Here is a 17,653-nt window from a genome sequence, read left to right as displayed (position 1 = left end):
CCGCAATTTACAACTTTGAACATCAAGCCTGTCGCACCGCAGATGGGCGCGGCAGGCTCCGGAGGTTCGGAAGAGAGCGGCAGGGAATTCCACTCTCTCGCGATAAAACAGATATACGCACTCTCCGCAGGATTGTAAGGAAAAATTCCGCAATCACGTTCACATAATTGCGATGACGGCGGTCTGGAAGCCGCCGCCGGTCTGTCGTCAGATCATCCCGCCATTGGCGCGCAGCGTCTGGCCGTTGATCCAGCCGCCGTCCGGGCCGGCGAGAAAGGCAACCGCAGATGCAATGTCTTCGGGTGTGCCGAGACGTTCCAGCGGGTTCATCTTCGCCATGCGGGCGATGAGTTCGTCCGACTTGCCGCTGAGGAAAAGATCCGTGGCCACAGGGCCGGGCGCGATGGCGTTGACGGTGATGTTGCGGCCGCGCATCTCCTTGGCCATGATCGCCGTCAGTGTTTCGACGGCGGCCTTGGTGGCGGCGTAGACACCGTAGGTTTCGAGCTTCAGACCGACGACCGAGGTCGAGAAGTTGATGACCCGGCCGCCGTTGCGCAGGCGCTTGGCCGCTTCCCTGAGCGTATTGAAGGTACCCTTGAGATTGACGGCGATCTGGCGGTCGAAATTGGCATCGTCAGCCTCGGCAAGCGACGCGAGCATCATGATGCCGGCATTGTTGACGAGCACGTCGACCCCGCCGAAGGCGGTTTCCGCAGCATCGAACATGCGGCGGACGGCCTGCGCCTCGCTGACATCGGCTTTCGCCGTCAGCGCTTTGCCGCCGGCCTGCTCGATCTCCCGGGCCAGTTCCTCGGCCGGAGCCGCATTGCCGGAATAATTGATGACGACGGTGAAACCGTCCCTGGCGAGGCGTCGAGCGACTGCTGCGCCGATGCCGCGGGAAGCACCGGTGATGAGTGCAACCTTGCCGTTTTCGTTGGAAGCCATTGTCCTTCTCCTTCATCCTGCGCCGCAGCGCGTTTTCGATGAGGACAAGATGCGCCTTTCCCAAAAGCGGATAATCGTGCATTCTTCGCCATAACTATCCGGGAATAACGAACAAATAGATGGACAGATTCGATGCCATGCGCGTGTTTTGCCGTGTCGTGGAACGTCGCAGCTTCACGCTTGCCGCCGAAGACACCGGCCTGCCGCGCTCGACCGTTACCGATGCGGTAAAGCAGCTCGAAGCCCGCCTCGGCGTGCGCCTGCTCCAGCGCACGACACGTCATGTCAGTGCGACGCTCGATGGCGAAGCCTATTACCAGCGCTGCCTGTCGATTCTTGCCGATATCGAGGATGCCGAAGGCGCTTTTGCCGGCGCCAAACCGAAGGGCCTGCTGCGCGTCGATGTGCACGGCACGCTTGCCCGCCATTTCCTGCTGCCGAGCCTGCCGTCCTTTCTCGAGACTTATCCAGAGATCGAATTCTACATGAGCGAGGGCGACCGGCTGGTCGATCTGGTGCGCGAAGGCATCGATTGCGTGCTGCGCGTCGGCACGTTGGGCGATAGCGACATGGTCGCCCGGCGCGTCGCCATGCTGGATGAGATCACGCTCGCCTCTCCCCATTATATCGCCACCCATGGCCTGCCGCAGCACCCGGATCGGCTTGCCGGCCACCGCATGGTCGGCTTCCGGTCCAGCAGCACCGGCAGCCTGTTGCCGCTCGAATTCATCGTCGACGGCACGGTGCGTGAGATCACCATTCCCGCCACCGTCGCCGTCAACGCCGCTGAAAGCTATATTTCAGCGGCGAGGATGGGCCTCGGCATGATCCAGATCCCGCGCTATCACGCCGAAAAGGACCTTGCCGAGGGAGCGCTGATCCACGTGCTCAAGGATTTTCCACTGACCCCGACGCCGGTTTCCCTGCTCTACCCTCGCAACCGCCAGCTTTCACCGCGCGTGCGCGTCTTCATCGACTGGCTGGTGAAGGTCTTCGCTCGACAAAATTCCGAAAACGCGCTTCACTAAAATGCGCCCTGCTAATATGCGCGCCCTCGGAGAACGGCCATGGCACTCTACGATATCACCGTCTACCAGACGGAAGACGGTTTCGTCGTCGAATTCGGCGGCGAAGGCGAAGACAGCATTGCCGTGACGCTGCGGAGCACGCCTGAGCTGACCTCGGAAAACGCCGCCATGCGCGCCAAGACCCTGCTCGCAGCAGCCATCGAACCGGCCCATAGCGACGGCGCGCGCAGCAAGGATCCCGCCTTGCTCGAAGAAGAGCTGGAGGAGGGTCTGGAAGATTCCTTCCCGGCGAGTGACCCGGTCTCGGTCACATCGTCGTCGATCCCGATGCGCGATCCGAATGCCGGCCACTGATGCCTTTTGGGATGACGGCAGCCACACTGGATGTTATCTGCGTCTGATATGACCGATGGTGGAACGATATCAGGCGCGATCGGCGCCGGCACGCTCGCCGGCGAAAGCCTCAGGGCATTTTTCGAGCGCGATGCGATCGCCGTCTCCCGCGACCTGCTCGGCTGCCATCTGACCGTGAATGGCGTCGGCGGACGCATCACCGAGACCGAAGCCTATTTCCCCGATGACGAGGCCTCGCACAGCTTCCGCGGCCCGACCAAGCGCAACGGCGCCATGTACGGCAAGTCGGGCAATGTCTATATCTACCGCATCTACGGCATGTACTGGTGCCTGAACTTCGTCTGCCATCCGGGCTCGGCAGCCCTCATCCGCGCCCTGGAGCCGGAAACCGGAATCCCCGTGATGATGGAGCGACGCGGCACCGATGCGCTGACGTCGCTCTGCAGCGGCCCCGGCAAGCTCTGTCAGGCGCTCGGCATCGATATCGAGATCAATGACAGACTGCTCGACCGCCCGCCCTACACACTCACGCCCTCCGCGCCGGTGCCCATAGTCTCGGGAAAACGCATCGGCATTACGAAGAATGCCGAAGTTCCGTGGCGCTTCGGCATTCAGGGATCGCGTTATCTCAGCAAGCCGTTTCGCTGACTATTCCATGACTGCGCTGTGGTCGACGGCGGGCGCCGCCTTCGGCTTGCGTAGCAAGAGCACCAGCGGGATGACCGCAAGCGACATCAGCATCAGTAGCTTGAAATCGTCCATATAGGCGATGATCGTCGACTGCAGCGTGATGATCTCGTTGAGCGAAGCACGCCCCGCCGCCGTTACCGGGCTGAGGCCCTGCGCCGCCACAGCGTTGAAGGCATGGTTGAACGGCGTCACATAGGCCGCGATCGATTCATGGTTGCTCTGCGTGTTCTCGACGATCAGGGCCGAGACGATCGAGATGCCGACCGCCGAACCAATGTTGCGCGACAGGTTGTAGAGGCCGGTGCCGTCGCCGCGCATATGGGCCGGCAGCGTCGCGAAAGCGATGGTCGTCAGCGGCACGAAGAGAAAGCCCAGGCCGGCGCCCTGGATGAAGCCGACCGAGACGATCGTCCATTGCGAAACATCGGGCGTCCAGCCGGTCATGTCGTACATCGCCCAGGCGGTTAGGCCGAGACCGAGCACCAGCAGCAAGCGCGTATCGACCTTGCCGATCAGCCGCCCGACAATGAACATGCACAGCATGGTGCCGAGCCCGCGCGGCCCCATGACGATGCCGGCGGTGATGACGGGATAACCCATCAGCGTCTGCAGATAGGGGGTCATCAGCGCCAGCGATGCGAGGTAGGTGACGCCAACCACGAAGATGAAGATCATGCTGACCGTGAAGTTCTGGTCGAGAAACAGCTTCGGATTGACGAAGGATTTTTCTGCGGTCAGCGTGTGCACCAGAAGCAGATAGAATGCGGCGGCGCAGACGATCGCTTCGAGCATGATCTCGCCCGAGGAGAACCAGTCGAGCTGCTCGCCGCGGTCGAGGAAGAGCTGCAGCGCGGCGATGAACAGGCTCATCATCCCGAAGCCGAACCAATCGAGTTTGGCGAGCGCATCCCTCTTCGTTTCCGAAACGAAGATGACGATACCGGCGAAAGCAAGCGCGCCGATCGGCACGTTGATGTAGAACACCCAGCGCCAGCTGATATTGTCGGTCAGCCAGCCGCCGATGACTGGGCCGAGGACCGGTCCGACCATGACCGAGACGCCGAAAAGCGCCATGGCCGAGCCGCGCTCCTCCACGGTATAGATATCGAGAAGGATGCCCTGGGAAAGCGGCACCAGCGATGCGCCGAACAGGCCCTGCAGCAGGCGGAAGGCAACGATCTGGTTCAGCGATTGCGCCAGGCCGCAGAGCACCGAAGCAACCACGAAGCCGGCGATGGCGACGAGCAGCACGCGCTTGCGGCCGAACTTGGCGGCGAGAAAGCCCGATGGCGGCGTCATGATCGCCGCCGCGACGATATAGGAGGTCAAGACCCAGTTGATCTGGTCGGCGGAGGCCGACACGCTGCCCTGGATATAGGGCAGCGCCACGTTGGCGATCGTCGTGTCCAGCGCCTGCATGATGACGGCGAGAATGACGCAGGCCGTGATCGCACCGCGATTGGCAACCGGCGTCGCCGCAGATGCAGAAGCGCTACTCATGATCCCCGCCCTGAGGCCGGCCCAGAAGCTTGTTGACGAAATCAGGCAGGCCGCGGACATGGCCGGTCTCGACATCGACCACCGTGCTCATGCCGACGCGGAGCGGCGGCTTGCCTTCGGTTTCCTGGATGCTGACGCGCATCGGAATGCGCTGCACGACCTTCACCCAGTTGCCCGTGGTATTCTGCGCCGGCAGCAGCGAAAAGCTGGAGCCGGAGGCCGGGCTGATGCTCTCGACCTTGCCCTTCCATCTCACGCCGGGATAGGTGTCGACATAGATCTCGGCCGTCTGGCCGGGCTTGACGTAAGTGAGCTCGGTTTCCTTCGGGCTGGCGGCGATCCAAAGGTGATCGGTGGCAACAAGCGAGAAGGCCTGCTGCGACGCCTGCAGATAGGAGCCGACCTGCAGCGCGTTGACATTGGTGACGATGCCGTCGAACGGCGCCTTGACGACGCTGTGGTCGAGTTCGCGCTGGGCGTTGTCGACATTCGACTTGGCTTGCAGGTAGAGCGGATTCTCCTCGATCGGCTGATCGGCGGAGCCGCCGAGCTGGGCGAGCGTCGTTGCGGCTTCCGCCTTGGCGACGGTAACCTTCTGCTCAGCGGCTTCCAGATTATGCTTGGCTTCGTCATAGGCCGACTGCGTCGCGCTGCCGTTGTTGACGAGGTTTTGCTGCCGATCGAACTGATCCCGATAATAGGGCAGATCGGCTTGCGCCTGCGTGATCTCGGCAAGCGACTGCTGATAGCTGGCCTTGAGATTCATGATCTGGTTGCGCTGCGCGCCGAGCTGCGCCTTGGCGCCATCGAGCGCAATCTTGAAAGCATCCGGCCGCAGGCTGAAGAGCACCTGCCCTGCCTTGACCGCCTCGTTCTCATGCACGTCGATCTGCTCGACGATGCCCGAGACATCGGTGGTGAGCCCGACCATGTCGGCCTGAATATAGGCGTTGTCGGTCGACATCACCTGGCCGCCATTGACGTAATAATAACCGCCGACGACGAGCGCCACCGGCAGCAGGGCGAACAGGATCGGCCGCGTGAGACTGCGCCGGCGGCGGACCTTGTTGCCGCCAGGCGCAGCCACGGCGGCAGCCGGCGCTGAATTGGATGAAGGCGCTTCGGCTACCGTTTCCTGCTGTTTCGCTTCCGTTTCTTCGACAGGAGTCTTGGCATGGGCGTCGGCAACGACGCGGAGGGGGGATTGATCAGCCATCGTTCGTCTCGTTCTCGTCAACCGGGCTCCGGCATGCCTGAACCAGGTTCGTCTTCATTACGGATAGAATGTGGAAAAGCTGCTCGCGCTGCTCGACGGAGACGCCGTCCAACGCTTCTGCGCGGGTGGTGTCGCCGAGCTCGCGCATTTCGGCGAGCAGCGGGTGCGCCTCGTCGCGCATGTAGAGCAGCCAGATGCGCCGGTCGGTCGGGTGCTGGCGGCGCTCGATCAGCCCGCGTTCGGCGAGCTTGTCGAGAATGCGCACCAGTGTGATCGGCTCGACTTCGAGGATTTCGGCAAGGCCGCCTTGATGGATGCCTTCATTGTTCGAGAGATAGGCAAGCGTCTGCCATTGCGACCGGGTCAGCCCGAGACACTTCGCGCGCTGCTCGAACCGCTTGCGCAGCAGCCGTGCGACGTCGTGGAGAAGGAAGCCAAGGGTCGGAGTGGCGCTCATGAAAACCTGCGATCATTATTTATAAGCATACTTATGATATCGGTACATATATTGAGCATGTACGCCACACAAGAGCTGGGATGCCAGATTCGGAAGCAGCGGCGAAAATGCCGCAGGCCGGCTCAGGCTTGTCCTGCAGTTCTTCCTTTCGCCGGTTGCAGACGCCAGACGGTAGCCGCGGCCTAGCTCCGCCCTAATTCTGCCTGTAGTCGTCGCCTCCGCCGGAGGCGCCGCATTGGGGAGCTCGATGGCGTTCTTCGAAAGCATGCTGACGCTGCTGCTGGTGGCGATCGTCTTTCTGCAATTCTCCAGGAAGTTCCGGATCCCTTATCCGACAATGCTGGCGATCGCTGGCGTCATCGTCGCCGCCGTGCCTTGGGCGCCTGAGGTCGCAATCGATCCCGAGCTTGCGCTGGCGTTGCTGATCGCGCCCGTGCTCTTCGACGCCGCCTATGATCTGCCGCCGAGGACGTTGAGGCACAACTGGCTGCCACTCCTCTCGCTCGCCGCCATCGCCGTGATATTGACGGCCGCCGCCGTCGCCACCGTCAGCGTGACGATCGCCGGCCTGCCGCTTGCCGCGGCCGTCGCACTCGGCGCCATCGTCGCGCCGCCGGATGCGGCGGCGGCGACCGCCATGCTCGACCGCTTCACCCTGCCGCGCCAGACCTATGTGATCCTGAAGGGCGAAAGCCTCCTGAACGACGCCGTCGCGCTCCTGATCTTCAGCGCCGCGGTGGCAGCCGCCGCGAGCCCCGCCTTCTTCGCCGGTGCCCTGGCGGAATTGGCGCTCGCCGTGCCGGGCGGCCTCATCCTCGGTTACCTCATGGGCCGTCTCTACATGGTCGTCGGCCTGAGGCTCGCCGGCACGCTCGGCGGCACCCTGCTTGAATTCGTCGCCACTTTCGGCACGTGGATCATCGCCGAGCGGCTACACTTTTCGGCAATACTGGCGATCGTCGTCTACGCGATGGTCATCGCCCGCTACATGCCCGAGCGGCAGACGGCCCGCCACCGCATCCATTCCTATTCGGTCTGGGAGGCCGCGGTCTTTCTGCTCAACGTGCTGGCCTTCCTGCTGATGGGCCTGCAGGCCCGTCAGATCGTCCTCGACCTCGATCCCGGCCGCCTGGATTTCGCAATCACCTTCGCCACCATGGTTTTCGTCACGGTCATTCTCGTCCGGCTGGCCTGGGTGCTGTTTTATAACCGCGTCATCAACTTTCTTGCCGCGCGCGGGCGCACGAAACAGGCCGTTCCCACCTTCGCGACGAGCCTGCTTGCCGGTTGGTGCGGCATGCGCGGCCTCGTCACGCTGGCCACCGCGCTCGCCCTGCCGATCGACTTCCCCGATCGCGACATCATCCTGCTCAGCGCGCTCGCCGTCGTTCTCGGCACGCTCATCGTCCAGGGCCTGACGCTCGGGCCGCTGATCCGTTTCCTGAAATTCGAACCGGACACCTCCGTGGACCGCGACCTCGCCAGAGCCCGTGTCACGTTGATCGATGCAGCACTTGCCGAACTCGCCGGCGGCGAAGACAAATCCACCCGCATCCTGCGCGACGTGTACACCTCCGAGCGCGAGATCGCCGTGGACGGGAAACATCCGCGCGAGGTCAGCCGGCTCGACAAGCAGCGCCGCAATGTCATCGTTGCGAAGCGCCGCAGACTGGCGGCAATGCGCCGCGCCGGCGAGATCGACGACGATGTCTTTCACATGCTGGAACAGGAACTCGACTGGGCCGAACTCGGCGCCCTGCCGCCGGGCAGAGACGAGATTGTGGAGAGCTGACGCGCTCTGTGAAGTTTTGATGGATTCGAAAATCGTAACCAATTGGCATTTGCAATTTTTCGCCGCTGCCGTTTATAGTCCAATTCCATAGGGTTACGATTTTTCTGATCGACATTGCCTGCCGGCCTTCCTTTCCAAGGGATCGGACGCCGGAGAAATCCCCGGGGGCAGAGGCCTTCGTTCAAAGCAGCAAGACCTGAACAGCATCACTTCATCTTGAGGTTGGCGGCTAGTTAATCGGCTGCCAAGATTGGAGGACTGGTATGACCTACGCGCTTCGACAGATGCTGGTGTTTGGCTCTATCGCCGCATTCATGCCTTTGGCCGCGCTGGCTCAGAGCGCCCCGCCGCCCCCGCCCGTCACCGTCGCCAAGCCTGTTGTGCGCGATGTCGTCGACAGCGACGAATTCATCGGCCGCTTCGAGCCGGTCGACGAAGTCTCCGTTCGCTCGCGCGTCGGTGGGTACCTGCAGGAAATCCATTTCCAGGACGGCGCCTTGGTCAAGCAGGGCGACCTGCTCTTCGTCATCGACCAGAGGCCGTTCGTCACCGCGCTCAATCAGGCAAAGGCCGCACTCGAATCGGCGCAATCCGCCTTGGTCTTTGCCGATGCGCAATATAAGCGCACGCAATCGCTTGCTTCGAGCGGCAGCCAGTCGGCGCAGACGCTGGATGATCGCCGCCGCGAATTCGATTCGGCCGAGGCCAATGTCCGCGGCGCGCAGGCCGCAGCCGATCGCGCTTCTCTCGACATGGAATATACCGAGATCAAGGCGCCGCTCAGCGGCCGCATCGATCGCCGGCTGATTTCGGCCGGCAACCTCGTGCAGACCGACCAGACCGTGCTGACAACAATCGTTTCGCTCGATCCGATCGATTTCTATTTCGACGTCGACGAGCGCCGCCTGTTGAATTTCGCCGACACGGCGCGCAAGCTCGGCAAGGATCTCCAACAGGGCGGCGGCGGTCTGGATGTCTCCGTCACGATCTCGGATCCCAATGCAAAACCATTCAAGGGAAAGCTCGATTTCGCCGAAAACCGGGTCGACAATGAGAGTGGCACCATTCGTCTGCGGGCCCGCTTCCCCAACCCCGATCTCGTCCTTCAGCCCGGCCTCTTCGGCCGCATACAGGTCGAAGCCTCCAACACCTACCAGGCCATTCTCGTTCCCGACGAGGCAATCGGCTCCGACCAGAATGAGCGCGTCGTCTATGTCGTCGCCGAGGACGGCACGGTTTCGACCAAGCCGGTGAGACCCGGACCCCGGCTCTATGGCTACCGCGTCATACGCGAAGGCCTTGACGGGACCGAGACGATCATCGTCAACGGCCTGATCCGCGCCCGGCCGGGTACCAAGATCACACCTCAGATGACCGAACTGCCCAAGGAGCGGCAGGACACTGCGCCCGAAACCGCCGGCGCGGAGAACGGACAATGAGATTTGCTCATTTTTTCGTGGACCGGCCGATCTTTGCGGCCGTCATCTCGATCGTTCTTCTGGTCGTCGGCGGCATTGCCTATACGCAATTGCCGGTATCCCAGTATCCGGAGATAGCGCCGCCAACCATCGTCGTGCGCACGTCATATCCGGGTGCCGATCCGCAGACGATCGCCGATACCGTGTCGACCCCGCTCGAACAGCAGATCAATGGCGTCGAAGACATGCTTTACATGTCGTCCTATTCCAGCGCCGACGGCGCCATGTCGCTGACGATCACCTTCAAGCTCGGCACCGATCTCGACAAGGTGCAGGTGCTCGTTCAGAACCGCGTTTCCATCGCCCTGCCCCGTCTTCCCGAGGAAGTCCAGCGGCTTGGGGTGACCACTGACAAAAGCTCGCCCGATCTGATGATGGTGGTGCATCTGCTGTCGCCGTCGCACCGCTATGACCAGCTTTATGTCTCGAACTACGCCCGCAACCGAATCCGTGACGTTCTCGTTCGCCTTGACGGCGTCGGCGACGTGCAGCTCTTCGGCGAACGCCAGTATTCGATGCGAATCTGGCTGGATCCGGAAAAACTCTCCGCCTACGGGATGACATCCGATGACGTCGTCGCCGCGCTGAGAGACCAGAACGTCCAGGTGTCCGGAGGCAAGATCGGTGCCCCGCCGGTGACCGGCAAGAATGCGTTCGAATATACGGTGCGAACGGATGGACGCTTCTCCGATGTGCGCGAGTTCCGATATGTCATCGTGAAATCGACGACATCGGGCCGGCTCGTGCAGTTGCAGGATGTCGCCCGTATCGAACTCGGCGCGCAGGATTACGTCACCAACAGCTATCTCAACAATGACCCGGCCGTTGCTCTTGGCATCTTCGCCCGGCCGGGAACCAATGCCCTGGACACCGCCCATCAGGTCCAGTCGATCATGAAGGACCTCTCGCAGAATTTCCCGCAGGGCCTGGAATATCGCATCGTCTACGACACGACCGAATTCATCTCGGATTCGATCACCGAGGTCTATAGAACCATCGCCGAGGCGGCCATCCTGGTGGCGATTGTCGTTCTCGTCTTCCTGCAATCCTGGCGAACGGCGATCATTCCGATCATTGCCATCCCTGTATCGCTGATCGGCACCTTCGCCGTCCTGCTGGCCTTCGGCTTCTCGCTCAACATGCTCACCCTGTTCGGCCTCGTGCTGGCGATCGGGATCGTCGTCGACGACGCGATCGTGGTGGTGGAAAATGTCGAGCGCAATCTCGCCCGCGGCATGACGCCAAAACAGGCATCCCACGTCACGATGGACGAAGTCGGAACTGCCGTCGTCGCCATCTCGCTGGTGCTGATTGCCGTATTCGTGCCGACCGCCTTCATTCCCGGCATCTCAGGCCAGTTCTACCGGCAGTTCGCGGTGACGATCGCTGTCACCACGGCAATTTCCGCATTGAATTCGCTGACGCTGTCGCCCGCCCTTGCAGGCATATTGCTGAAAACCCATGACCACGAAACCAGGCGCACGAACGTCGCCACGCGCCTGGGAAGAGGACTTGCAAACGGCTTCAATCGTGGATTCGATCGGCTGAGCTCGGGCTATTCATGGACCGTTCGGCATCTGGTCAGCAGTTGGGTGGGATTGACAGCCGCGATGGCCGCCTTCGTCTGCCTGCTCGGGGCCACCTGGTACATGGGAACGAAAGTTCCCGCCGGCTTCATCCCGACCATGGACCAGGGTTACGCGATCATCGTCATCCAGCTTCCGGACGGCGCCTCGCTTGCGCGTACCGATGCCGTCGTCAGACAGGTGGGCGATATCGCCCGCACCGTGCCCGGCGTCGGCAACGCCGTGCAATTTGCCGGCTTCAGCGGGGCGACATTCACCAATGCTTCGAATGCCGGCGTCGTCTTCGTTCCGTTCAAATCCTTTGCCGAACGTGAAGAAGGCGGAGAGAACGCCAACAAGATCATCGGCGAGCTTTACGGCAAGCTGCAAAGCATCCAGGAAGCCTTCATCATTGCCATCCCGCCGCCATCCGTGCGTGGCGTCGGCAATTCCGGCGGCTTCAAGATGCAGATATCAGATCTCGAAAACGCCGACATGACGCGCGTGCTCGGCCTCGCCCGCCAGATGATGGGTGCGGCGGCGACGACCGAAGGGCTGACGGGCGTCTTTACGACATTCTCCGATGCAAGCCCGCAATACTTCCTGGCGCTCGACCGCGACAAGGCACGCTTCCTGAACGTGCCGATCCCCAATATCTTCAACGCGCTTTCCATCAATCTCGGCGTCGCCTACGTCAACGATTTCAATGCGTTCGGCCGCGTCTACCAGGTCCGCGCCCAGGCCGACCGGCAATATCGCATGGACAGGGAAGACATTCTCGCCCTGAAGGTTCGATCGGCAACCGGCGCGCTGGTTCCGCTTGGAACCTTGATGGACATTCAGGATGCCAGCGGCCCGGCGCTTGTCCAGCGCTACAACATGTACGTCTCGGTGCCGCTTCAGGGCAATCCGACGCCGGGCACGTCGACCGGCGATGCCATCGCCAAGATGGAAGCGCTGGCTGCGAAGATCCTGCCGCAGGGCACGACCTTCGAATGGACGGAACTCGCCTATCAGGAGACCCACACCGGCAACACGGCCATCTACATCTTCGCCCTCTCCGTCGTCTTCGTCTTCCTGGCGCTGGCGGCCCAATATGAAAGCTGGGTTCTGCCGCTCGCGATCATTCTCATCGTCCCGCTTGCGGTGCTCGCGGCGCTGATCGGGGTCTCCCTGCGGGGCATGGACAACAATGTCCTGACGCAGATCGGCCTGATCGTCCTGATCGGTCTTGCGGCCAAAAACGCCATTCTGATCGTCGAGTTCGCCAGGCAGGCGGAAGAGGAAGGCAAGTCGCCGGTGGAAGCGGCCATCGAGGCCAGCCATCTTCGCCTGCGCCCGATCCTGATGACGGCATTCGCCTTCATCTTCGGAGTTCTGCCGCTTGCCATCGCCACCGGCCCCGGCGCCGAAATGCGCCAGTCGCTCGGCACCGCCGTCTTCTCGGGCATGCTCGGTGTGACGATCTTCGGTCTGTTCCTGACGCCGGTCTTCTACGTCGTGCTGCGCGGCTGGCGCCGCAACCGGCCGGCTACGGTAGAACCGGCAAAGACGGAGCCGGTCGATGAAGGGGTCGTCTGAGACGACCCACCCGGCTCTGAAGAAACACGCGCGCAAGTCAGGTCGAAAACAGATGCACCTGGCCCTGCCACAGGCGCGCGACGGTGAGCTTGCCACTGCGATAGGCGCGCGTATCGATATTGAGCCGCCTCGGCTGTATATCGGGTTTGTCGTTCGGCGTATGGCCGTGAACGATGAGTTTCGGTAACGGCACCCGGCTTTCGAGAAATCGCTGGCGGATGAGGACCAGATCCTCGTCCGTCTGCCTGTCGAGCGGCAGTTTCGGATTGATGCCGGCGTGCACGAAAATCACGCTTGGGGTTTCCAGCAGGACAGGCATCGCCCGCATGAAATCGATATGCGTACGCGGCAACGACTGGCGGATGAAGGCATCGAGTTTTGCGCCGGTGGGGAAGACCAGGGGCAGGTGGTCCGGATCGAGCCCATAGGATTTGAGCAGCTCCGCCGACCCCATCTGCATCCAATCGTCATAGGAGATCCAGCCGTCGATATAGTCGAGCATGGCGATTTCGTGATTGCCGGCAAGGCAGATGCGGTCGAATCCATCAGGTGGTGGCTCCATGAGATGGCCGATAACCTGTGCCGATTCCGGGCCGCGGTCGATATAGTCGCCGAGCGTGACGATCAGCTTGCGCCCGGGCAGCCGCGCGCCATCACGCAGGATCGCTTCCTCGGCTTTCACAAGCAGATCGTACCGGCCGTGAATGTCGCCGATCGCATAGGTTGGGATAGCGGCAATATCCAGCGTCAGACGCGGTCTCGGCTGGCGCGCCATTTTCGAAACCTCGCTGTTGCGAGCACGAGAGTCGCTCATCATGTTTCTCAATCAAGGAAGCCCCACTTCACCGTAAGTAGCGTGGAGAACAGGGCAATCAAGCTGGTAAGAAAATTCAAACCATTCGGGTTTTGTAGAAAAACCGGTCTTATCATTCGAGGGCTAATCCCTCACTCCTGTATCCGTCGAGGAAAGAGTGACCGATGGGAACGGTATCGCAGTTTCATGAGAGCTTGAGGCCTCCCGCGCATCGCATCGAAAGCGAAGAGGAGGCGATATCCGCGGCCCGCGACCACGCTGCCGCATTCCGGCACCAGGCGAGCGAACGCGATATCAACCGCATCCTGCCCTTTGCCGAGCTCGATGCGCTGTCGGTATCGGGGCTGACGGCAATCGCCGTACCGCCTGACCATGAAGGACTCGACGTGTCGAACGCCCTGCTCGCCGAAATCGTTGCGATCATCGCCGAGGGCGACGCCTCGATCGGCGAGGCGTTGGAAAATCATTTTTGCGCACTGGAAACGCTCCGTACCCAGGCCGGCGAGGATTTGAAGGCATCGCTGTTTGCCCGTGTGCTGCTCGGCGACCGCTTCGCCGGCGCCGCCTTTACTGACGAGGCCGAGCTTACGGCCGAAGGCCCGGGCTATCGCCTCAGCGGGCGCACGCGCCAAGTGCCCGGTATTCTGTTCGCCGACTGGATCGCCGCAGCCGCCACCGCTCCGCCCAGCCGCCCGGTGACGCTCTACCTCGCACGCGATGACGAAGGCGTGCAGGTGGTCGACGATTGGGACGGCTTCGGCCAACGCACCAATGGATCGGCGACGGCGATCGTCGGCACGCTTCATGTCAATGCCGATGCGGTTGCGCCTGCCCCCTCGTCCGGACATTCGACCGGCATCTCGCTCGGCCTGCTGCTCAAGGCCGGCGTCGGCCTCGGCATCGCGCGAGCCGCATGGAGCGACCTGATGACCGCGATCGGCGATCGCAGCACGACGGTTCTTCCCCGGATCGGCGAACGCGCCATCCGCATCGAAGCGACAGCGGCGGCCTTGGAACGGGCTGGCCGCAAGCTCGACATCGCCCAGGTCAATCCTGTCGAGGCAGCGATGGCGGACGCGCATTTCTCCGCCTCGGCGGCCGCGATCCTTGCCGAGGAAACGGCGCTCGACACCGCAAACGCGCTGTTCGAACTTGCAGGGGGAACATCAGCAGGCATCGGGCTCAATCTCGACCGCCATTGGCGGAATGCCCGCATTCACGCGCTTTCGCTGCCGCGGGATAGATTGGTGCATACCGCAGGCGAATACATGTCGAAGGTCGGTGGCGCCTAATCAGCTGGCGGCGGAGATCGGGAACTGTTCCTTAGCGCCTTCGATGCGGCCGCCGTCGGCGACGAATTGCTCGAGGGTCATATTGTCGAGAATGGCGGCGATCGCGTCCCGAACATCGGTCATCGAGCGCCGCACCTGACAGGTCTCAGGATCGGCGCAGTCGTCGCAGGCCTCGTACGCCGTCCGGCTGGCGCAGCGAATCGGTGCTAGGGGCCCGTCGAGCGTGCGGATGACATGGCCGATGCGGATTTCCGAGGCCGGCCGCGACAGCGAATAGCCGCCGCCCGGCCCCTTCTTCGAGCGCAGGATGCCGACATTGCGCAGTTCCAGCAGGATCGTATCGAGGAACTTCTTCGGGATATTGTTGCGGGCCGCGATATCGTTGATGAAGGCAGTCTCGCCCGGCGCCAGCCGCGCCAGATCGACCAGCGCCTTCAGCCCGTATTTTCCCTTTTTCGTCAGCATCGTCGTCGCCTTGTAGAATCGCAGTATTTATCCTGCCAATAGCAGGCAAATAGCGTCAAAAGCGTGAACATACAACAAAATAGCTATTATTTATAGCTTGTATCGGCAACGTCCACAGGCCGGCCCGGCAGTCTTGCGAAAGATCGACTTGCCGAGCCCTGCCGGCGGCCGCCGTCAAATCGTCTTCAGCATGCCGCCATCGACGAAATAGGTCGAGCCGATGCAATAGCTCGCGCGCTCCGAACTCAGGAAGACGAAGACATTCGCCAGTTCCTCCGGCGTGCCGAAGCGTTTGGAGGCGGCGTGTTCGTTGGCGACGCTCTGCAGGTAGCCTTCCCAGTTGCCGCCGGTTTCGGCCGTCAACTGCTTGGCGGTCTTGATCCAGTCGGGCGTCAGGATAAGGCCGGCATTGACGCAGTTGACACGGATATTGTCCTTGATGAGCTCGGTCGACAGTGTCTTCGAAAACATCATCAGCGCCGACTTGCTGACATTGTAGATCGGTTCGTACCACAGCGGCTGAACGGCACAGATCGAGGCGTTGTGCAGGATCACACCACCGCCGCGTTCCTTCATCTGCGGCGCGATGCCGCGCGCCAGCCGCACGGCGGCCATCACATGCAGGTCCCAATAGGCTTGCCACTTCTCGTCCGGCGCCTCCATCACCGTCTCATTCGATCCGGTGCCGGCATTGTTGATGAGGATATCGGCCCCGCCTTTTTCGGCCGCCGCCGCAATGATCGCCTCGGTTCCCCCAGCCGTCGCCACGTCGGCGGCAACAGCGATGGCGTCGACACCGTACTTCTCGGCGATACGGGCGGCTTCCGCCTTGAGCCGATCGCCGCCGCGGGCCGCCAGCACGAGATTGGCGCCCTCAGCCGCCAGCCCCTCGGCGATCGCCAGTCCGATACCGACCGACGCGCCTGTTATGACGGCAGTCTTTCCCTTCAATCCGAGATCCATGTCTTCCTCCGCAACGGCCGGAGATCCCGGCCTGATATGCTGAGTGTTCCGCCAATGAACCCGGGCGTCAAGCGCCCGAACGCCTCTTGCGAGAGGCTGCGATCTGTCGCATGCCTACATCAACAGGATGGGAGGAGTTTTCATGCCACGTTATTCAGCCTGCATAGAGTGGCTGTTTGCCGAAGAGGGCGACCGCTTTCCCGACCGCATCCGCCGCGCCCATGCTGCCGGCCTGACGGCAATCGAATTCTGGCGCTGGAGCGACAGGGATCTGGACGCGATCGAGGCGACACTGAAGGAAACCGGCCTTGCCGTCACCAGCCTCGTCGCCGAACCGATGATCGCGTTGACCGACGCCGCCAACCGGCAGGCTTGGCTGAAAGGCCTTGCCGAATCCGTCACTGTCGCCAGGCGTCTCGGCGCGCCGGTGCTGATTGCCCAGGCGGGCGACGATCTCCCGGCCCTGAGCCGGCAAGAACAGCGCCGGGCGCTGACTGAAACACTGAAGGCCGGCGCCGATATTCTTGCAGACAGCGGTGTGCGCCTCGGCGTCGAGCCGCTCAACATCCGCATCGACCATGTCGGCTATTTCCTCGATTCGACCCGCGAAGGCCTCGACATCATCGATGACGTCGCCCGCCCCGAGATTGGCATCGTCTACGACATCTACCACTCCGCCGTGATGGACGAGCGCACCGAGGACGTGCTCGATGGCCGCCTCGATCGCATCATCCACGTCCATGTCGCCGATCACCCCGGCCGCAACGAACCGGGCTCTGGCGAAATCGACCTTGCCCATCGCCTCGACTGGATCTTCGCCAACGGCTACCACGGCGCCGTCGGTCTGGAATACCGGCCGACCAGACCCGGCGCGGACGCCGTCAGGGGCGCGATCGCCGCACTCGGTTAGGCGGAATTGGCGCCTTCGGCGAAAGCTTCAAGCTCGGGGTCGAAATCGACGTCGACGACATTGTTGAAGACGGCGGTCGCCAGCATGATGCCGGCGAAGGCGACGAGATCGACAAGCACCTTGATCTCGTAGCGCTGTTTCAGCTTCGCCCAGAGTTCGGCGGGTACGGCGTTGGAATCGGCAACGATCGCCTTGCCGAAAGCGTCGAGCAGCGCTTCCTCCTCGGAAAGCTCCAGTGCGTCCGGATTGAAACCATTGTTGATCAGCGCCCGACGAAAGAAGGTGATGGCGATTTTCGATTGCGCCGCCTTAGAGATTGCATGCGAGAAGATCCAGATCGCCCGGTCATTGACAGCAGGATCGAGTTCGGCCCGCAGCGTGAACCATTCGGCGTAGATGCGATGGGCGGCGGGCGAATGCAGCAGTGTCCGCTTCATATTGGTCATCCGTCCGCGCAGCCTGATTTCTTCGTCATGCGCCGCACGAATCTCTTCCGAAGCCGTGTCGTAGTCGATCTGCGGGAGGTGGCTCATCGGGTCCGTTCTTTCCTATGTGCACAGAAGCTATCGGGGCGCCAAGATATTGTGCGGGCAAATC

General features: G+C 62.2%; 16 protein-coding genes. 8 read left to right on the top strand and 8 right to left on the bottom strand.

Features of this window, described 5'->3' with window-relative positions:
- Positions 1-207: 207 nt before the first annotated feature.
- Entirely contained in the window at positions 208-951 is a 744-nt protein-coding gene (locus FHX10_RS00280; protein ID WP_047618623.1) for an SDR family oxidoreductase, read from the bottom strand.
- A gap of 119 nt (positions 952-1,070) precedes the next feature.
- Here FHX10_RS00280 and FHX10_RS00275 point away from each other — a divergent pair, with 119 nt between their 5' ends.
- From FHX10_RS00275 to FHX10_RS00265, 3 genes are read left to right on the top strand one after another with little or no spacing between them, the layout of a single operon-like run.
- Complete coding sequence (locus FHX10_RS00275) at positions 1,071-1,979, top strand: LysR family transcriptional regulator (RefSeq protein WP_047618621.1); 909 nt, start codon at positions 1,071-1,073, stop codon at positions 1,977-1,979.
- 39 nt (positions 1,980-2,018) lie between these two features.
- Positions 2,019-2,333 (top strand): hypothetical protein, encoded by a 315-nt coding sequence (locus tag FHX10_RS00270; RefSeq protein ID WP_063474380.1) that lies wholly within the window; start codon positions 2,019-2,021, stop codon positions 2,331-2,333.
- A 30-nt stretch (positions 2,334-2,363) separates the two neighbouring features.
- Positions 2,364-2,981: a DNA-3-methyladenine glycosylase gene (locus FHX10_RS00265; protein WP_097631166.1), complete on the top strand. Its 618-nt coding sequence runs from the start codon at positions 2,364-2,366 to the stop codon at positions 2,979-2,981.
- Here the strand turns inward: FHX10_RS00265 and FHX10_RS00260 are convergent, their stop codons facing one another.
- The 3 genes from FHX10_RS00260 to FHX10_RS00250 are packed head-to-tail and all read right to left on the bottom strand — an operon-like array spanning position 2,982 to position 6,196.
- Complete coding sequence (locus tag FHX10_RS00260; protein ID WP_047618614.1) at positions 2,982-4,523, bottom strand: DHA2 family efflux MFS transporter permease subunit; 1,542 nt, start codon at positions 4,521-4,523, stop codon at positions 2,982-2,984.
- Complete coding sequence (locus FHX10_RS00255; RefSeq protein WP_063474378.1) at positions 4,516-5,739, bottom strand: HlyD family secretion protein; 1,224 nt, start codon at positions 5,737-5,739, stop codon at positions 4,516-4,518. The genes FHX10_RS00260 and FHX10_RS00255 overlap by 8 nt, the downstream gene beginning before the upstream one ends.
- Positions 5,732-6,196 carry a MarR family winged helix-turn-helix transcriptional regulator gene (locus FHX10_RS00250; RefSeq protein ID WP_063474377.1) on the bottom strand — a complete coding sequence of 155 codons (465 nt, stop codon included), beginning with the start codon at positions 6,194-6,196 and terminating at the stop codon, positions 5,732-5,734. Before FHX10_RS00250 ends, FHX10_RS00255 begins: the two co-directional genes overlap by 8 nt.
- A 247-nt stretch (positions 6,197-6,443) precedes the next feature.
- Between FHX10_RS00250 and FHX10_RS00245 the strand changes: the two genes are divergently transcribed.
- From FHX10_RS00245 to FHX10_RS00235, 3 genes are all read left to right on the top strand, one after another.
- Positions 6,444-7,988 carry a cation:proton antiporter gene (locus tag FHX10_RS00245; RefSeq protein WP_063474376.1) on the top strand — a complete coding sequence of 515 codons (1,545 nt, stop codon included), beginning with the start codon at positions 6,444-6,446 and terminating at the stop codon, positions 7,986-7,988.
- Positions 7,989-8,251: 263 nt separating this feature from the next.
- Positions 8,252-9,427, top strand: a complete 1,176-nt coding sequence (locus FHX10_RS00240) for an efflux RND transporter periplasmic adaptor subunit (RefSeq protein ID WP_048338375.1) — start codon at positions 8,252-8,254, stop codon at positions 9,425-9,427.
- The gene (locus FHX10_RS00235) at positions 9,424-12,612 is read left to right on the top strand and encodes an efflux RND transporter permease subunit (RefSeq protein ID WP_063474375.1); all 3,189 of its coding nucleotides are present in this window, start codon (positions 9,424-9,426) and stop codon (positions 12,610-12,612) included. Before FHX10_RS00240 ends, FHX10_RS00235 begins: the two co-directional genes overlap by 4 nt.
- Positions 12,613-12,649: 37 nt before the next feature.
- Here the strand turns inward: FHX10_RS00235 and FHX10_RS00230 are convergent, their stop codons facing one another.
- Positions 12,650-13,426 (bottom strand): metallophosphoesterase family protein, encoded by a 777-nt coding sequence (locus FHX10_RS00230; RefSeq protein ID WP_176707353.1) that lies wholly within the window; start codon positions 13,424-13,426, stop codon positions 12,650-12,652.
- Positions 13,427-13,590: 164 nt separating this feature from the next.
- Between FHX10_RS00230 and FHX10_RS00225 the strand changes: the two genes are divergently transcribed.
- Positions 13,591-14,718, top strand: coding sequence for a monooxygenase (locus FHX10_RS00225; protein WP_063474374.1), 1,128 nt, complete (start codon positions 13,591-13,593; stop codon positions 14,716-14,718).
- Here the strand turns inward: FHX10_RS00225 and FHX10_RS00220 are convergent, their stop codons facing one another.
- Both FHX10_RS00220 and FHX10_RS00215 read right to left on the bottom strand, forming a co-directional pair.
- Positions 14,719-15,183, bottom strand: a complete 465-nt coding sequence (locus FHX10_RS00220) for an RrF2 family transcriptional regulator (protein ID WP_026188508.1) — start codon at positions 15,181-15,183, stop codon at positions 14,719-14,721.
- A gap of 174 nt (positions 15,184-15,357) precedes the next feature.
- Positions 15,358-16,146: an SDR family NAD(P)-dependent oxidoreductase gene (locus tag FHX10_RS00215; protein ID WP_047618598.1), complete on the bottom strand. Its 789-nt coding sequence runs from the start codon at positions 16,144-16,146 to the stop codon at positions 15,358-15,360.
- A gap of 142 nt (positions 16,147-16,288) precedes the next feature.
- On the opposite strand from FHX10_RS00215, the gene FHX10_RS00210 reads away from it, so the two are divergent.
- Entirely contained in the window at positions 16,289-17,056 is a 768-nt protein-coding gene (locus tag FHX10_RS00210; RefSeq protein WP_063474373.1) for a TIM barrel protein, read from the top strand.
- Here the strand turns inward: FHX10_RS00210 and FHX10_RS00205 are convergent.
- Positions 17,053-17,589, bottom strand: a complete 537-nt coding sequence (locus tag FHX10_RS00205) for a hypothetical protein (RefSeq protein WP_047618595.1) — start codon at positions 17,587-17,589, stop codon at positions 17,053-17,055. The genes FHX10_RS00210 and FHX10_RS00205 overlap by 4 nt on opposite strands.
- Positions 17,590-17,653 lie beyond the last annotated feature (64 nt).

It is taken from the genome of Rhizobium sp. BK591 (assembly GCF_014195045.1).
GTDB lineage: Bacteria > Pseudomonadota > Alphaproteobacteria > Rhizobiales > Rhizobiaceae > Rhizobium > Rhizobium anhuiense.
This window is presented reverse-complemented; position numbering and strand designations above follow the sequence as displayed.